Annotated in this window: 13 protein-coding genes and 1 pseudogene; 7 read left to right on the top strand and 7 right to left on the bottom strand. The window is 59.7% G+C overall.

The features are described 5' to 3' along the window. The 3 genes from NW849_RS10900 to uvrA all read right to left on the bottom strand — a co-directional run. The coding region (locus tag NW849_RS10900) for an FAD-dependent oxidoreductase (protein ID WP_414357657.1) at window positions 1–241 on the bottom strand (241 nt) is incomplete at its 3' end. Further along, a complete protein-coding gene (locus NW849_RS10895) occupies window positions 241–2,463 on the bottom strand; it encodes a hypothetical protein (RefSeq protein WP_414357656.1) in 2,223 nt (740 codons plus the stop codon). The genes NW849_RS10895 and NW849_RS10900, both read right to left, overlap by 1 nt. 223 nt (window positions 2,464–2,686) lie before the next feature. Beyond that, entirely contained in the window at window positions 2,687–5,590 is a 2,904-nt protein-coding gene (gene uvrA, locus NW849_RS10890; protein WP_414357655.1) for an excinuclease ABC subunit UvrA, read from the bottom strand. Between the two features lie 192 nt (window positions 5,591–5,782). On the opposite strand from uvrA, the gene NW849_RS10885 reads away from it, so the two are divergent. Both NW849_RS10885 and NW849_RS10880 read left to right on the top strand, forming a co-directional pair. Further along, window positions 5,783–8,161 carry a transglutaminaseTgpA domain-containing protein gene (locus NW849_RS10885; RefSeq protein WP_414357654.1) on the top strand — a complete coding sequence of 793 codons (2,379 nt, stop codon included), beginning with the start codon at window positions 5,783–5,785 and terminating at the stop codon, window positions 8,159–8,161. A 256-nt stretch (window positions 8,162–8,417) separates the two neighbouring features. Continuing rightward, complete coding sequence (locus NW849_RS10880) at window positions 8,418–9,758, top strand: alkaline phosphatase (protein WP_414357653.1); 1,341 nt, start codon at window positions 8,418–8,420, stop codon at window positions 9,756–9,758. Between the two features lie 85 nt (window positions 9,759–9,843). Here NW849_RS10880 and NW849_RS10875 read toward each other — a convergent pair whose 3' ends face one another. Beyond that, window positions 9,844–11,319 (bottom strand): cryptochrome/photolyase family protein, encoded by a 1,476-nt coding sequence (locus tag NW849_RS10875; protein ID WP_414357652.1) that lies wholly within the window; start codon window positions 11,317–11,319, stop codon window positions 9,844–9,846. A gap of 127 nt (window positions 11,320–11,446) precedes the next feature. Then, entirely contained in the window at window positions 11,447–11,662 is a 216-nt protein-coding gene (locus NW849_RS10870; RefSeq protein ID WP_414357659.1) for a hypothetical protein, read from the bottom strand. Window positions 11,663–11,853: 191 nt separating this feature from the next. Here NW849_RS10870 and rbfA point away from each other — a divergent pair, with 191 nt between their 5' ends. From rbfA to NW849_RS10845, 5 genes and pseudogenes are all read left to right on the top strand, one after another. After that, complete coding sequence (gene rbfA, locus NW849_RS10865) at window positions 11,854–12,288, top strand: 30S ribosome-binding factor RbfA (RefSeq protein WP_414328963.1); 435 nt, start codon at window positions 11,854–11,856, stop codon at window positions 12,286–12,288. 352 nt (window positions 12,289–12,640) lie between these two features. Beyond that, window positions 12,641–13,174 (top strand): hypothetical protein, encoded by a 534-nt coding sequence (locus NW849_RS10860; protein WP_414357651.1) that lies wholly within the window; start codon window positions 12,641–12,643, stop codon window positions 13,172–13,174. 41 nt (window positions 13,175–13,215) lie between these two features. Beyond that, window positions 13,216–14,040: a pseudouridine synthase gene (locus NW849_RS10855; RefSeq protein WP_414341863.1), complete on the top strand. Its 825-nt coding sequence runs from the start codon at window positions 13,216–13,218 to the stop codon at window positions 14,038–14,040. A 65-nt stretch (window positions 14,041–14,105) separates the two neighbouring features. Beyond that, a pseudogene (locus tag NW849_RS10850) lies at window positions 14,106–14,318 on the top strand (helix-turn-helix domain-containing protein); the annotation flags it as partial. 132 nt (window positions 14,319–14,450) lie between these two features. After that, entirely contained in the window at window positions 14,451–14,978 is a 528-nt protein-coding gene (locus tag NW849_RS10845) for a DUF4115 domain-containing protein (protein ID WP_414357658.1), read from the top strand. A 16-nt stretch (window positions 14,979–14,994) separates the two neighbouring features. Here NW849_RS10845 and NW849_RS10840 read toward each other — a convergent pair whose 3' ends face one another. Together NW849_RS10840 and NW849_RS10835 are read right to left on the bottom strand one after the other, a co-directional pair. Further along, the gene (locus NW849_RS10840) at window positions 14,995–15,684 is read right to left on the bottom strand and encodes a phosphoribosylanthranilate isomerase (protein WP_414357650.1); all 690 of its coding nucleotides are present in this window, start codon (window positions 15,682–15,684) and stop codon (window positions 14,995–14,997) included. Between the two features lie 62 nt (window positions 15,685–15,746). Next, window positions 15,747–16,817 (bottom strand): LOG family protein, encoded by a 1,071-nt coding sequence (locus tag NW849_RS10835; protein WP_414357649.1) that lies wholly within the window; start codon window positions 16,815–16,817, stop codon window positions 15,747–15,749. Window positions 16,818–16,840: the final 23 nt, after the last annotated feature.

The raw sequence follows: 16,840 nt of genomic DNA, 5'->3' as shown, positions 1-16,840 counted from the left end.
GCACTTTGGGATAGGCGGTGAACAGCACCTGAAAGCCGCGATCCAGGCGAAAGCCATCCACCTTGTCGGTACGCACCCGCCCCCCAGGGCCATCGCTTTTTTCCAAGACGAGAACATCCCTCTGGCCCCTCAGCACCTTGGCACAGGTCAGCCCTGCCAGCCCCGCGCCGATAACCACCACTTTGCCCATGCTCTGCCGGGATCCCTTCTCCGTGGAGTATTCTATCTGCTCGGATCCCATCAGGGTTGAACAGGCGGCCCCCAGATGCGAATCGAGCCATCGGCGCCACCACTGAGAAGGGTCTGTCCATATCGCTGCGCGACGCTTCCGCGACCGGGGCCAAACAGCAAGGCGCTCACCATCCAAGTCTGCCCGGCTAGGGTGCGCAACTCTTCTCCGCTGCGCAGATCCCAGAGTTTGATCTGGTGGGCACGGTGATCGGTGCCGCTGGCGAGCAAGCGGCCATCGGAGCTGAGGGCAAGGGCGGCCAAGCCGGCAAACGGCTGCGGCAAGGTACGCTCTAGGGCTCCCACGCCCAGGTTCCAGACCAAGATGCCACCGGTACTGCCGGCAAGCAAATAGCGGCCATCTGGGCTCAGAAGCACCTGCTCGATGGGGTAGTCGGCCTTTAGGGTTTCCAGCAAGGCTCCGCTGCCGGGATCCCAAAGGTAAACGGTGGGATCTCCATTGGCGGCCACCAAGATCCAAGGGGGGATCCCTTCAGACTGGCGGGAAGTATCCATACGGGTGGGTCTTGGGCCAAAGGCCACCGCTGTAATGCCTGCCCTCTGAGTGGTCTCCTGGGCGGCGGCAGCAGTGTGAGGTGATAGGGTGCGGATCAACTGGCCGTTGTCGGCCTGCCAAAGGCGGATGGTGCGGTCGGCGCTGCCACTGGCGATCCAGCGACCCTCTGGGCTGATGGCGACGCTGTTGATCAGCTCCGTGTGTCCCTGCAACTGCAACCGTGGCACCCCATCCCCCGGCGGGAGAGCCGGAAAATCCCAGACGCGCACTGTTTTGTCGGCCCCCCCACTGACCAGAAAAGTGCCATCCGGGCTGATGGCCAACGCTTCGATGGATCCCTTGTGGCCTGCTAAGGTTTGGAGAAGTTCACCGGCGTGGGGATCCCAAAGCCGGATCATGCCGTCGTCTCCCCCGGCAGCAAGGAGATTTCCATCCGGGCTGATGGCCAGAGCAGTGACGGCGACAGGGCCTTCCAGCGTAGCCTTGAGCTGCAAAGACTTGGCCCAGTCTGCCGGGTCGTTATCGCTACGCGACGCTTCCGCGACCGTGACGGCGGTGGGGACGGAGGCATGAGAACCGTTCTCGCGAGTAGGACGGAGTCCCAGGCCGTTGCGCTTTGCCGGGCCAGAGGATCCCGTTCTCGTGAAGGGGACAGAATCCTTGGGCTCCCCCCGCAGGCCAAAGTTCGCCCTCATCTGCCAGGCCCCTGCCACCATCAACACCAGCAAAGCCGCTAAGCTGCCCCCCGCCCAAACCGGTGGGATCCAGGGACGCGCCCGCAGCGATACCGGAGAACGCGGTGGGGTGGTTGGCTCCTGTAAGGGCTCGGCGGCGACAGGGCTGGGCTGGGACAGGAGTTCGGCGGCAGGGGGGCTCTCGGCGGGGGGCAAAGCCTGCAAAGCGGCCAGAGCTGCTGTTGCTGAAGGAAAGCACTGTTGTGGGTTGCAGCTCACCAAACGATCCAGAAAAGCAGCAAAAGGAGCGCTAGTAGAGGCCAGATCGTGCCAGCGCAACTCCCCCGTCAACGGGTCGCGAAACAGCTTCTGGGGCGGGATCCCGCAGAGGGCCTGCAGGGCAATCAGCCCAAGAGCATAGAGGTCGCTGCAATGCCTGGGGCCATAGGGGTTCCCGAAGCCAGAGCCGGAAAAAGCCAGACCCTGTTCCTCACCCCCCCACTTCAACAACACCCATCGGCCATCCGCCTGACGGTAGATCAAGCGAGAGGGCTGCAGGTTGCAGCAGCTCACCCCTTCCCCATTCAGGAAGGCCAAGGTTTGCAGCACATCCTGCAACAAGGCTCGTACCTCAGCCTCTGTCCAGTCGTGCCCCCAATGGCAGTGCATTTGGCGGGACGGAGTCGTTAGCTGGCCCCTCTCGGTTGCGTTACCTAGCAATAGAGCTTGTTCCAGGGTGGGCCCTTCAACCCATTCTTCCACCCAATAAAACTCCCCCTCTTGCTCAAAGCAGGCCAACAGGCGGGGGATACCCTCGTGGGATCCCAGGTGCTCCCGCAGCGCCACTTCTTGCTGAAAGAGATGCCGTAGCGAGGCGGAGTCCTCACTGTGTTCGCGGTGCGGAGCATTTTGGCCGGCCTGCCAGCGTTTGAGCACCACCCGAAGCCGCTCAGGATGATGGCTATCCTGTGCCAAGTAGGTTTGTCCGCTGGATCCCAGTGCTTCCAAGATCTGATAGCGGCCACCCAGGGTCTGCCCTACCATGGGGAGAGTGCGAACCTTTTCCTTCCGACCCATCATGCCATAGCGACGTGAGACTCAGGCTAACCGTTCACCCTTGCGTTCACGGTGCGGAGCGCCTGGGTGGGATAGAGTCCTCGCCGCATCAGTCCTCCACCGCCATGGCTGAGGTGAGCAGAGCAAAAAGCGAAAGGGGATCCCGACAGCCGCTTTCGGTCAACTTTCTCCCTGGAGCAGGCTGAGTTGCTCAGCGACCTGGGGGATGTTGTTGCAAAACCTGCTTCAAATATCGCCCTGTATGGGATCCGGGGTGCTCAGCCACCTGTTCTGGAGTGCCAACGGCGATGATCTGGCCGCCGCGGTCGCCGCCCTCTGGCCCCAAGTCAATAATCCAATCAGCACAGCGGAGAATGTCCAGGTTATGCTCGATCACCAGCACGGTGTTGCCTGTATCCACCAGCCGTTGCAGGACGTTCAAGAGCTTGTGGACATCGTAAAAAGACAAGCCGGTGGAGGGCTCATCCAGCAGATAGAGGGTTTTGCCGGTGGAGCGGCGGGCCAGTTCTGCGGCCAGCTTGACCCGTTGCGCTTCCCCACCGGAGAGGGTAGGAGCTGGCTGGCCCAGCTTGATGTAATCGAGGCCCACATCGGCCAAGGTCTGCAGGATCTTGGCGGCAGGAGGCAGGGCAGCGAAAAACTCCAGCGCCTCCCCCACTGTCATATCCAGGACTTCGGCGATGTTCTTGCCCTTGTACCTGACCTGCAGGGTTTCGCGGCTGTAACGGCTGCCCCCGCAGACTTCGCAGGTGACGTACACATCGGGCAGGAAGTTCATTTCAATCACGTTCACCCCCTGCCCTTTGCAGGCTTCACAGCGCCCCCCCTTGACATTGAAGGAAAAGTGGCCGGATGGGTAGCCTCTGGCCTTGGCATCCAAGGTTTGGGCAAAGGTTTGGCGGATCGGGTCGAACAGGCCGGTGTAGGTGGCAGGGTTGGAGCGGGGGGTACGGCCAATGGGAGATTGGTCGATGACGATCACCTTGTCGATGTGTTCGATGCCCTCAAGTTCTCCCATCTCCGCGGGTTGGGGCACCTTGTGTCCAAGATGGTGCTGCAGGGCAGGGTAGAGCAATTCGTTGACCAAGGTGGATTTGCCGGAGCCGGAGACGCCTGTAACACAGACCAACTTGCCCAGAGGGATCTCCACATCGATGTGCTTGAGGTTGTTTTTGTGGGCATTGGTGAGCTTGAGGGCAACCGCTTTCCCAGCCCGCCGCTGCGCAGGGGTAGGGATCCGCAGCCGCCCCGAAAGATAAGCTCCGGTGATGGAGCGCTCGCAGGCCATGATGTCCGCCAGGGATCCCTGGGCCACCACTTCCCCCCCGTGGATGCCGGCCCCAGGGCCGATATCGACGATGTGGTCGGCGGCACGGATGGTTTCTTCGTCGTGTTCCACCACGATCAGGGTGTTGCCCAGATCTCGCAGGCGAAACAGGGTTTGCAACAGGCGCTCGTTGTCCCGCTGGTGGAGGCCAATCGAGGGTTCGTCCAACACGTAGAGCACCCCCGTCAAGCCGGAGCCCATCTGGCTGGCCAGCCGGATCCGCTGCGCCTCGCCCCCGGAGAGGGTCATGGCCGGACGGGCCAGCGTTAGGTAGTCCAGGCCCACATCCACCAAAAACTGCAGCCGGGTTTTGATCTCCCGCAGCACCAACTCGCCGATTTGCGCTTGGCGAGGGGTAAGCTTCAGCTGCTCCAGGCGGTGTAGGCAGTCGCTGATGGGGATCTCGGTAAGATCTGTGATGCGGTAGCCCCCAACGCGCACGGCCAGGGCTTCCGGCTTGAGACGGGATCCCCCACAGGCGGAACAGGGACGGTAGGTGAGGTAGGCTTCCAGCTTTTGCCGATAGATTTCGGAAGTGGTTTCCTGGTAGTGCCGCTGCAATTGGGGAATCACCCCCTCATAGCGGCGATAGTACCCCCGGCCTCGGTACTGAGATTCTACCTCGGCGATGTAGACCTCCTGGTCTGCACCGTAGAGGATGATCTGCTGTTGCTGGGGGGTGAGATCGCACCAGCGGGTGCTGAGGTCGAAGCCAAAAGCCTTGGCGGCTCCCGCCAACAAAGCCAGATAGTAGGGGTTCTCCCGCTCTGCCCAAGGGGCGATGGCCGCGTACAAGGGGAGCTTGGGATCGGGCACGATCCGCTCGGGGTCGAAGATGGGCTCAAAACCCAGCCCGTGGCAGACAGGACAGGCCCCAATCGGCGAGTTGAAGGAAAACAGGCGCGGCGACAGCTCGCCCATCACCGAACCGTGCTCCGGGCAGGCAAATTGCTCAGAAAAAATCAGCTCCGTTGGCTTGCTGTTCAGGTATTGCCCCGCCGACTCGGCCACCTTTTGCAGCAGCTGTTCTCGCTCCTCTTCCCGCGGCAGCAGCTCCACCACCGCAATTCCTCCCGACTGGCGCAGGCAGGTTGCCAGAGAATCGGCCAGTCGCTCCGCTATGTCGGGGCTCTTGACCAGCCGATCCACCACAACCTCAAGGGTGTGGGTTTTGTTTTTGGCTAACTCGATCTCCTCGCTCAGATCCCGCACCTGGCCGTCGATGCGCACGCGCACAAACCCTTGCTGGCGCAAGCTTTGCAACAGGTTGGCATGGGTGCCCTTTTTCCCCTTCACCACCGGCGAGAGCAACTGAAACCGCGTCCGATCCGGCAGGGCCAGGATCTGATCCACAATTTGATCCACCGTCTGGGGGGCGATCACCCGGTTGCAATGGGGACAGTGAGGGATCCCAGCTCGCCCATACAGAAGCCGCAGGTAGTCGTAGATTTCGGTAACGGTGCCAACCGTCGAGCGGGGGTTGTGGCTGGTGGACTTTTGATCGATGGAGATGGCCGGACTCAGCCCTTCGATGCGATCCACATCCGGCTTGTCCAGTTGCCCCAAAAACTGCCGCGCATAGGCACTGAGGGATTCCACATAGCGCCGCTGCCCTTCGGCAAAAATGGTGTCAAAGGCCAAAGAAGATTTGCCAGAGCCGGAGACGCCGGTGAACACCACCAGGCGATCCCGCGGGATCCGCAGGTTGACATTTTTGAGGTTGTGCTGCCGCGCCCCCACCACGTGAATTTCGTTTTGGCTGGACATCTCACCACCTTTTCGCGCAGCGTGTCACAGGCATCCCGTCGAGACCGGCGAGTAACAAAATCTTAACGATTCTTAGCTAACGATTCTAATGCCCTTCGCTTTGTCCAGAAGGGGATCCCAGCCGACCAGGGGACGACAAATCGGTAGCAAAAAAGACTTGGCTATGCTGGAAAAGATCGACCCCCAAGGGCCATGACCTGGACACTGCCATCCGTTCAAAAGGTGTTTGTTTACCTGTTGGTGGGGATCGCCTTCACGGCCCTTTGTCTGGGGGATCAGGCTTTGTCGCCACCGGTGATTGGTGTCTGTTTGGCAGCGGGGGCCTGCAGTTGGTTTTGGGAGCCGCCAAGGATTGCTTTTGCCCGCTATGCCCCCCTGTGGATGCCCCTGACGGTGGCGGTGTTGCTTAGCCTGCTGGCTTTGGTTATCTTTGGGATCCTTCCCTTTTCCGATGGGGCCATTGGCTTGGTGCTTTACCTAACGGGGGCCAAGCTGTTTCAGCGGGAACGGGCAGCCGATCACATCCAGTTGGCGGTGCTGTCTCTGCTGCTGATGGCCATTGCCACCCTGTTCAACGAAGACATCAGCTTTGGGCTGCTGTTTTTGCTGTACGTGGGGGTAGGGCTAATCAACCTCACCCTTTACCACCTGCGCCTGCAAGCAGAGCAGCACCCGCAGGCAGCCAGCCAAACCCGTGGCATCAACCTCAACTTTTTGGGCTTTCTCGGATCCCTGGCTTTGCTGGCGGTGATCCTGTCCGTGGCTTTGTTTTTCTTGTTCCCGCGGGTCAGTTTAGGAATTCTGGGTCGCCAGGCCCGCTCGCCGGTGATGACCACTGGCTTTGCCGAGGAAGTCAGCCTGGGAGCATTCGGCACCCTCAAAACCGATAACACCGTTGTCATGCGGGTGGAATTTCCGGCAGGGGTGCCGCCCCGTGTGGAGTCCCTCTACTGGCGCGGGATCAGCTTCGATCGCTACGATGGACGGGCCTGGTCGCGAACGCTAGACCGCTTCATCCCCATTTTCCCCAACGCAGCAGGGGTATTTGATCTCTCTGCCTCCAGCTTGATCCCCACTGCTCCCGACCTGCTGCTTCTCCCCTTGGAGCAGCTTATCTATCTGGAGCCGCTGGTCACCAACACCGTTTTTGGGGTGGCCCCGCTGGTGGAGATGGAATGGCTGGAGCGGGGCGGAGCAGCGACGGTGCAACAAGCCTGGCAACGGCAAAATCGCCGCCTCATCCTGAGCGAGACCGGAGATGTTGGCCATTCTCTGCCTCGGCAGGTGCCCCATCTTTACCGCGCCCGGAGCCGGATCTCAAGGGAGTTAAGCCCGCGCTTGCGCCAGCTAGGCCACGCGGAGCTGTTCAGTGCTCTCGACCCAGTCCAACAGGCAGCCTATCTGCAGTTGCCAGCAGACCTGGATCCGCGCATTCCCGCCTTGGCTGAAGACGTTACCGCTGGGATCCCCGATGTCTTTGGCAAGGTGACGGCTTTGCAGAACTACCTGCTGGAGAACTACGCCTATACCACCGATCTGCCGGATCCCGGCCCTGAGCCGCCTTTGGACGCCTTTCTGTTCACCCATCGGCGGGGCCACTGCGAATATTTCGCCACAGCCCTGACGGTGCTGGCCCGCAGCATTGGCATCCCGGCCCGAATGGTGAATGGCTTTCTGGGCGGGCGCTGGGTGGCGCAGGAACGGTATCTGGCAGTGCGCAATGCCGACGCCCATTCCTGGACAGAGATCCCCTTTGGCCCCTACGGCTGGGTCATCTTTGACGCTACGCCGGCAGAGGCCAATGTTAGTCAGCGGCAGAGCTGGTGGGATCCCCTTCAAGATTTCTACGACAGCTTGCGCTTCCGCTGGTTTAAGTACGTCATCCAGTACGACCTATCCACCCAGCGGCAGATCTGGCGGCAGATCCAGGAGCTGGCCAGCGCTGTAGCCGCCTCTCCCGATCGAGAGGATGTCGGTGCTGGCTTCCGTCGCAGCCTGGTTGCCTTGGGGCAAACGTTGCAGCAGAATGGCCTGCCGGTGTTGGGGGTGGTTTTGATCACCGGATCCATGGCCTATTGGGGTCGCCGCCGCCGCTATCGGGCTTTGCGCTGGCAGGATGGGGGGTGGATTCTGTTGGCCACTGCCGGCAATGGGGTTTTGCTGGGATCCCTGTGGCAGCCTCCGCCCCCCTGGCCCACCTGGATGGTTGGCCTCTTGCTACCGAGTCTGGCCTTTGCTGGGATGCGCTGGATCCCGGCGGCTCTACCCAAGTCGCAGCAGCGCCGCCAGCTTATCTCAAGGCTTTATCTGCAACTGCGGGAGGCTTCGACAGCAGTGGGGATCCCGGAGCACTTGGGGCCAGCGCAACGGGTTGAGCACCTGCGCCACTCCGATTTGCCACAAGCCCAGTTGGCCATCCGGTTCTTGGAGCGCTACATGGAGGTGCGCTTCGGTGGGATCCCGTTGGAGGTGGGGGAACTGCAGCGCTGGCAGCAGCAACTCAGACAGCTTAGGCAAGCATGGCAGCCACTGGCCAAAAACCCCGCCATCACCTCCAGAAGAGCCACTTGACCAGAGGGACGGCTGCGCCTTAGAACAGGTACCCCAAAAGCCCTGCGAGAAGCCTTGACAGTTATGAGACAGTTAAGAGATAGTTAACGTTAGTTATAGACCCCGTAAGCTGCACTGTCAGACGGGGAAATCGCTCAGTGGCGCACTCGCTTCAGGCACGTTTCGCGCTGCTGCATTGCTGTGCCCTTGCAAACTCATCTGAAGCTGTGTTACGTTTTTTAACGTTCAGCTTCGAACGAGCAAGGGCGTGTTAGCTATGCGTAGCTATTCTTTGAGGGCGGCTTTGGCTGCAACTTTGTGTCTGCTGTCCTCGTCAGTTTTTTCCTCTAGTGTGGCTCAAGCGGCGCCTAAGCCAACCGGCAACGGTGCAATCTTCTTTCACCCAGATGGAACCTCAGCTTCCCACTGGGACATTACGCGCATTCTCCACTACGGCCCTGATGGCTTTCTGAACTGGGATCGTCTCCCCGTGATTGCCCCTTATCGCGGGCACCTTCTTGACCAGCTTGGAGGAACTTCCAACGCCGGAGCGGTGATCCATGCCACGGGAACCCGTGCCCACGCCAAGAGCTTTGGGTTGGATCCGGACGGCAAGGAGTATCCTTCTGCCAACGGTACCCTGAACACGATCATGGAAGATGCCGTGGCGGCAGGCTTGGGTACGGCTCTGGTGCAAACGGGATCCATCATTGAGCCGGGGACGGCTGCCTTCGTTGCCAAAGCTGCCAAGCGCAGCGACTATGAGGAGATTGCCCTGCAGGTGGTGGAGTCAGGGGTAGACATCATCCTCGGCGCTGGCGAGGAATGGCTGCTGCCGGAAGGTGTCCAGGGCCGCTTTGGCCAAGGGAAGCGCAAGGATGGCCGCAACCTGATTGAGGAGGCCAAGAAAAAAGGGTACGCCGTTGTCTACACCCGCGACGAGCTGCTGAAGCTGCCGGCTGATGTTTCCAAAGTTTTGGGGGTGTTCAACGTGGAGGACACCTTCTACGACAAGCCAGAGGAAGAGCTGCGCGCCCAAAACCTGCCCAACTACATTGCCAGCGCCCCCACCATTGCCGAGATGACCGAATTTGCCCTGGCGCGGATCTCCCGCAATCCTAAGGGCTTCTTCGCCGTCATCGAAGAAGAGGGCACTGATAACATGTGCAACAACCTCAATGCCTCTGGCTGCCTGGAGGCCATGAAGCGGGCCGACGATGCCATCGGGGTGATTCTCAACTTTATCGAGAAGAATCCCAAGACCTTCATGATTACCACCAGCGACAGCAACGCCGGCGGGATGCAGTTGGTGGATATCGAATCCGCCGAGGAGCCGCTGCCCCCTACTGACCCCGAAGGCAGTGGTGCCCCCATTGACGGAGTTGACGGCACGGGCACAAAGCCGTTTATTTCTGCTCCTGACAAGAATGGCAAGCGCTATCCCTTTGCCGTGGCTTGGGCTACCGGAGATGACGTCGGCAGTGGAGTCATTGCTCGCGCTGCGGGCTTGAACGCCCAAGAGTTGGTGCCGACCACCGGGATCCTGAACACGGACATTTATCGGATTCTCTACTTCGTGCTCTTCGGGGAGCGCATCCCCAGCGAGCTGAAGCCCTAGTGCTGCAGTTACCTGCTTTGGACGGGCATTTGCCTTAAGCTCTGGTAGCCACGGGGGATCCATTGGATCCCCTTTTTTTACGAGACTACACAACGCTTGGATTTCTATGATCGTTTGATCGTTGAACAGACTTGGAGTACCCCTGCTGCACCGCCTGGTAGCGCCGTTTGAACTCCTGCTGCTGCACCTTGTGATCCACGATGGGATCCGGATAGCCACAGCTTCGCCGTTCCCGCAAAGCCCAGGATCCCTTGGGGTCATCCCCCACCCACAGCAGAGCAGGCGTATCCAGCCCTGCCAGCTCCGGCAGATAGCGGCGGATGTACTCTCCTTCCGGGTCATAGCGGGCTGCTTGCGTGGCCGGGTTGAAAATGCGCAGGGGCTTGGGATCCGTTCCCACACCGGCGCTCCACTGCCAACCGCCGTTATTGGCCGCCAGATCCCCATCCACCAGCTTTTGCATAAAGTAGCGTTCTCCCCAGCGCCAATCGATGAGCAGATCCTTGGTTAAAAAGCTGGCTACAATCATGCGGCAGCGGTTGTGCATCCAGCCGGTTTCGTTCAGTTGGCGCATGGCCGCATCCACAATGGGGTATCCCGTCTGCCCCGCACACCAAGCCTGAAACCAGTCCTGCCGATTGTCCCACTCCAGTGCATCAAAGGCTCGTCGATAGGCTCCGGTTTCCACGTGGGGCCAGTGGGCCAAGACATGCTTGTAAAACTCTCGCCAGCACAGCTCCTGCCGCCAAGTTTGCAAGCTGCTTTCGGCTTCTTCGCTGCGCACCTCGGCCTCTACTTCTCGCGTGGCCTGCCAAACCTGGCGAATGCCGAGGGTTCCCCAACACAAGTGGGGGCTGAGCAGAGAAGTGCCCGGCTCAGCCGGGAAGTTGCGGGCTCGCTCGTAGTCCAAAATGCGCAAACCCTGACAAAAGTCTTCCAAAAGGGCTTGAGCCGCTGCTTCCCCCGCTGCTGGGATCCGCTGGTCGCAGACAAAGCCCAAATCTGCCAAAGTCGGTAGAGGCTGCGCTTTTAGTCCCGATACCGGCTGCAGACCCTCGGGGGTTGGGTAGGGATCCCGCTTGGGCAAGCTCGACCACCTGCGCCAGAAGGGAGTGAAAACCGAATAGGGCTCTCCAGCTTGGGTCAGCACTTCCCCCGGCCCATGCAGCAGCATGTCTTGGTAAGAGAAGGACTGGATCCCGGCTTCGGCCAAACCGGCCCGCACCCGACTGTCCTGCTGCAGGGCAAACAGCTCCACATCGGCATTCCAAAATACGGCCTTGGCTCCCAGGTCAATGGCCAAGCATCGCAACTCCACCAGGGGATCCCCCAGCCGCCAGATCAGCGGGATCCCCATCTGGGCGTAGCGCTCTTGGAGCTCTTGCAGAGCCTGAAGCAAAAAGGCCACCCTAGCTGGGGCCATGTCCGACCGTCTCAGCATCTGCGGGTCGAAAATGAAGACAGGCACCACCTGAGCGCTGCGCTGGGCTGCCTCATGCAGGGCTGTGTTGTCCTCTAACCGCAGATCGCGACGATGCCAAAGCAAAACGGGGGAAGTCATAGGCTGCCAAGCAATGGGATCCCATCTTGGCTGGTTTCCACCGCCTCTTTCAACTCACCCCCCCCAAGGCCGGGATCCTGGGCAGCCAGAAGCTACACTGCGTTGTAAAGAACCTTGAAGAACCCTATCAAAGCTCTAGACTGTCGAACACCCGACTGGGACAATAGCGGCAGCGCTCATCCGGCTTTTGCTGGCCATCGCTGTATCCCATCGCGTAAGCTGTATCCCCCAACATCACCACAAGCTGAGTCAGCTTCAGCGAGAGCAACGGGTCAAGCGGCTCCGTCACATTCAGCATGAACTGCTCAATGGAGCGCCGCAGCGCCTCTGGCATCTTGATCATCACGTCTCCATCCATCCATCGATGGCTTTAGGTATTCATACTCAAGGCAAGATGGACATGGACTCAGGATAAAGGTGGAAGGAAGAGATGCTCGTAGCATTGGCTACTGTTCTTGGGGCCAAGCTGGCGGGGGCTATGCTTCACACCGACCAGAGCAGGCTTGCGGATGATGTTAGCCTAGGTATCCAAAAATGGCGACAGCGCGACGAGTGGCACGGGTAGCAGAACTGATCAAACGAGAGGTCAGCCAAATCCTGCTCTCGGAGATCAAAGATGACCGGGTCGGGGCAGGGATGGTCAGCATTGTGGATGTCGAGGTTTCCAATGACCTGCAAAATGCTCGCATCTTCGTCAGCATTTATGGGGATGAGACAGCTCAACACCGGGCCATGGAAGGGTTAGCGGCGGCCACACCCTTTGTGCGGCGGGAAATCGGCCAGCGCCTCAGCCTGCGACGGGTGCCAACAGTGGTGTTTTTGCAGGATCGCTCTTTGGAGCGGGGATCCCGCGTTTTGGCTCTGCTTAACCAACTGAGACAGACCTCTGAGGCCCAGGAACCGGAGGGATCCCAAGCTGGGGTTGAGGACACCGCCGAGGGCGAAGAAAACGAATCGAGCGGCGAATAGTTGCACCATTTCGAGGGATCCGCGCTGGAGCTCAGCCTGCTTTGCACGAGAGAGCAAAGGATCTGCCTTGATGGCCACTAGATAGAGGGGCCTTTGCTTTGCAGCAATGCGGACAACATCCAAGAAAAGTTTTTGACGTTCGCGTAAGCGGGCCGGAGGCCCTGAAGTTCTTGGATTTGTTAGGCTTAAGGGAGCCATACAGCCCTTCCTCTGGTCATCCATCTGTACAGGACTCAATGTCTGCGGCACGCTTGCGCAAACCAGAGCGCTCTGCTCCAATGGGCAGCGGCGTTGTTGTGGTCAACCTGCGAAAGGGCTGTAAAGTTGCTGTTCATGCCTTTTCTGCCTTTTCATGGATGTTCAAAGCCCACTGCAACCGGATCCCTCTTTAGCGGGTGCTACTCCACTCCAAGCTCTGCAGGCCCTCAACCAGAGTGTTGCCGAAGCTCTGGTTTCCTGCTTGAAAGGGCAACCCCAACAGGCCACTCAGCACCTTTTGCTGGCTCTGCCGCAGCTCATGGCAGCTCTGGGGGCCTTGAGGCAAAAATCTTCCGTTCGCGTAAGCGGGCCGGAGGTCTTGGCCGAGCCTGCAGGCTGCCCTTCAGAAGCCCAGCCCAAGCGCATCCTTCACATCGAAGGCAACCGCGTGGAAGTGTGGGTGGATAACCAAATTCGCAGCAGTTGGAGCATTTGGTCGGTGGGAGATCTCAAGGAAGTCTGCCGGCTGGCAGAAGAGTTTGACTGTGGCCTCAGCTATTCTCTAGGAGAAAACTCAGAGTCTCAGTCGGAAATGCTGCTGTTGCCCCCCAATTCTGCTGGTGTGTCCGACCGACTCTCCAACCCCGTTCGCGCAAGCGGGCCAGACGCCTCAGGCTCCGCCGCCTAGTACCCTCAGCTTCGGTTGCTGCTTTTGCTGCTCAAATCCCCATGGCAGAACCCCAACGGCTACAGAAGCTCTTGGCTCAGCAGGGATTGGCCTCGCGTCGCCAGGTGGAAGCTTGGATCCTGGCCGGGCGCATTCGAGTGAACGGGAAGGTGGTCACTGAGCTGGGCTCCAAAGCCGATCCAGAGCGGGATCGCATCGAGGTGGATGGTCAGGTGATCCCTTTGACCAAGGATCTGGCGCGCCATGTTTTGCTCCTGCACAAGCCGGTGGGGGTTTTGTCAACCTGTGCAGATCCTTGGGGACGCAAGACGGTGTTGGATCTGCTCCCCCCACTCTGGAAACGGCAAACCCGCCTCTACCCGGTGGGCCGGCTGGATGCGGACAGCAGTGGCGCTTTGCTGCTCACCAATGATGGCGACTTGACCTTGAAGCTGACCCATCCGCGCTATCATCTGCCCAAAACCTACCGGGTACAGGTACAAGGGCATCCGAGTCAGGCCACTCTGCAACATTGGCGAGACGGAGTAGACTTAGAGGGGTACACCACTCTGCCGGCGGAGGTGGAGTTTTGTCCTGCCCCGGATTTCCGGCAAAGGGAGCATCCCAATTGCTCCTGGCTGAGGGTGGTGTTGTTTGAGGGACGCAACCGGCAAATTCGGCGGGTGGCGGAGCGTCTTGGGCATCCGGTGCTCAGCTTACATCGGGAAGCCATTGGCCCACTGGGCTTGGGCAACCTGAAAGCAGGCCAGTTCCGCCAGTTGGATCCCCATGAGCTCCAAGCTTTGCTGGCCCCTCTCACCGGGCACAGCAGCTCATCCTCGCTCGGGAAGCGCCCTCTAAGGCCTCCGGCCCGCTCACGCGATTAGCTCGTCAGAGTCTCTAACTGAGTGCAAACTCTCACAATAGCCTCCTTTCTTCCGCAGGTGGCCAAATGATGCAAGAGCCAGCACACTCTTTAGAAGCCCTGGGATCCCTGTTGCGGCAAACACGGGAGGCACGGGGACTGACGTTGACAGAAGTAGCTAACGATACCTTCATTCGCTGCCAATATCTGCAGGCGCTGGAGGAAGCTGACTTGAGCCGGTTACCGGAGCCGGTGTATGTGCAAGGGTTTCTCAAGCGCTATGCCGACTATTTGGGGTTGGATGGCGAAACCCTCTCTCGGCGTGCCTCTCCGCTTTTATCGGCCAAAACCCCCCGCGCGCCAGCTCCTCTTGCTGTTGTCGGCCAGCAACCTGCCTTTGCCCTGCGTCCTCTCCACCTTTGGGCTGCTTATGTGGTGCTGATTGTGCTGACGGTGGGGGGATTGTCGGCTCTTTTGGAAGGCACAGGCAATCCCTTTGGGCGTTGGCTGGTGAGCCTGTCAACGGTCAGTCGGGAGGGATCCGGCCAGCAACCGCCTGCTGCCAACTCCCCGGATCCCACTCTGTCGGCAGCTCAGCCCACGGCCCGCCAACTGTTTCCCACCCTCGACCAATGGACGCGCATTCAGGGCGTCTTCCCCGAGGTCTTGGAAGCTCACTTGGGGGGGGCGGGGCGCAAGCCGGTGCGTCTGGATATTCGCGTGGTGGAGCGCCCTTCCTGGTTGCGGGTCATCGCCGATGGGCAAACGGTCTTCGAGGCCACCTTACAACCGGGGGCTGAGTTGAATTGGGAAGCAGAGCAATCGATTGTGTTGCGTACCGGCAATGCAGGCGGCGTGCTGGTGACCTTCAACGACCGGGAGCTTGGAGTGATGGGCCGATTTGGGGAAGTGAAAGAGCTGATGTTCGAGCCGGGGTTGGATATTCAGTCGCTGCAGTAGGAACCCAGCCAAATGATCATCCCGTTGCGCTTGGCGTTATCGGCGGCAGAGTAGGAGCAATCTCCCACCCTTGGGAGCCAAGCTGCTGCAGCAGGTGTCGGACTTTGTCTATGTCTTTATCGCCGGGGTGGCGTTCCACACCACTGGAGAGGTCGATGCCGCTTGGCTGAAGGTGGCTGAGTGCCTGCAGAACATTGTCCGGGTTCAGACCACCGGCCAGTAGCCAAGGCAAGGGCAGGGAGCGGTGGGCAAGTTCTGACCAATTCAGAGTTCGCCCCGTTCCACCCGCCTGTTGGGGGTGATAAGCATCCAAAAGCAGCATCTCCACACAGTCTCGGTAGAGATGGGCTACTTCCAGATCCGCCGGCTGGCGAATGCGCAGGGCTTTGATGCGGCGGATCCCGGGAAGCCATTCCCCCAATTGCTGACAATCTTGCGGGGATTCTTGGCCATGCAACTGGACAGCCGTGAGGCCCACCGTTTCCACCCAGGCGGCGATGGCGCGGGGATCCTGATCCAGGAAGACCCCCACCTTTTCCACAGGGCCGGGCAGGGATCCCACCCAACGAGCCATTTCCGAGAGGGGCAAATAGCGGGGGGTATTGGGCACCGCGATGAACCCAAGGGCACTCACCCCCAGCGCGGCGATGGCCTCTGCCTGATCCTGACGGGTGATGCCGCAGATTTTGACAAACAACCGGCCCATTGGGAGCACCACCAAAACAATTGGCTGCTGGTTCTTGGATGGTTCTGAGAGCGCTGATACATCTACTTTTGTTCAGGGCGCATTTGCAGAGGATCCGGCTGTTCCGGGTGAAGCTTGTTGATCCGGCGCACCATTTGCCATAGCCGTCCAAAGTTGCGCTGGTTGAAGTGCATCACCAGCCGTGGCAGATGGGCAATATCTTCCTCGGCTTCCTCCGGCAAGGCCCCAGTTTGCTCGATCCGGCCCGAATCGAGAATATCGGCAAACTCTTCGTTTAAGATGTCTAGGGCTTCCGGTGAGAGTCTGGTGTTCAAGCGCAAAACCAGGAGCTCCCGCACGTAGCGATTGCTGTGAAAGACGCGATAAAAATCGACAATCTGCTGACAGGCATCTCCCACATCGTCGGTTAGGGTGTAGAGGAAGAGATCCTCTGGGCTGATCAGGCCGCGACCGAGCAGGTGCTCCCGCACGTATTCGTCCCATTCTTTCCAGTAGCAGCCACCTGTTCTGTCCACCAGCACCAAGGGCATGAGCTTGGTTTTGCCGGTTTGCATCAGGGTTAGGCATTCAAAGGCTTCATCCTGAGTGCCGAAACCGCCGGGAAAAAGCACCAGCGCGTCGGTTTCTTTAACAAAAAAGAGCTTGCGCGAAAAGAAATACTTGAAGTTGATGATCCGATCGCTGGCAGCAATGACGGGATTGGCCATTTGCTCGAAGGGAAGCTGGATGTTGAGCCCAAAAGAGTTCTCCAGCCCTGCCCCTCGATTGCCGGCTTCCATGATGCCGCTGCCGCCCCCCGTCATCACCATGAACCCCCGTTGACTGATGCAGTAGGCGAACAACTGGGCCTGGCGATATTCGGGACTTTCTGGCCCTAGCCGTGCCGACCCGAAAACGGTGATCTTGCGTTGGTGGGCATAGTTTTGGAAGGCGGCAAACCCCTGCTCCAGATCCTCAAGAGTGGCCGCCAAGATCTTGGCATCCAAACGGCTCAGCTCTAGGGATCCCATGCGCTGCAGCGACTGCAAAATACGCAGCCAGGCTGTCCGGTTGGGGTGATGCTCCAACTGCTTTAGGCGAGTCTCAGCGTTGGAAAAAACCTCTCGCAGAAGGGAAGAAACGGAATCGGTCAAGCTGGGATCCTAAAGTTCTCTGG

The sequence above is a fragment of the Synechococcus sp. R55.3 genome, assembly GCF_047461975.1.
GTDB lineage: Bacteria > Cyanobacteriota > Cyanobacteriia > Thermostichales > Thermostichaceae > Thermostichus.
The sequence above is the reverse complement of the archived record's forward strand: the minus strand, read 5'-3'. Positions and strand labels throughout refer to the sequence as shown.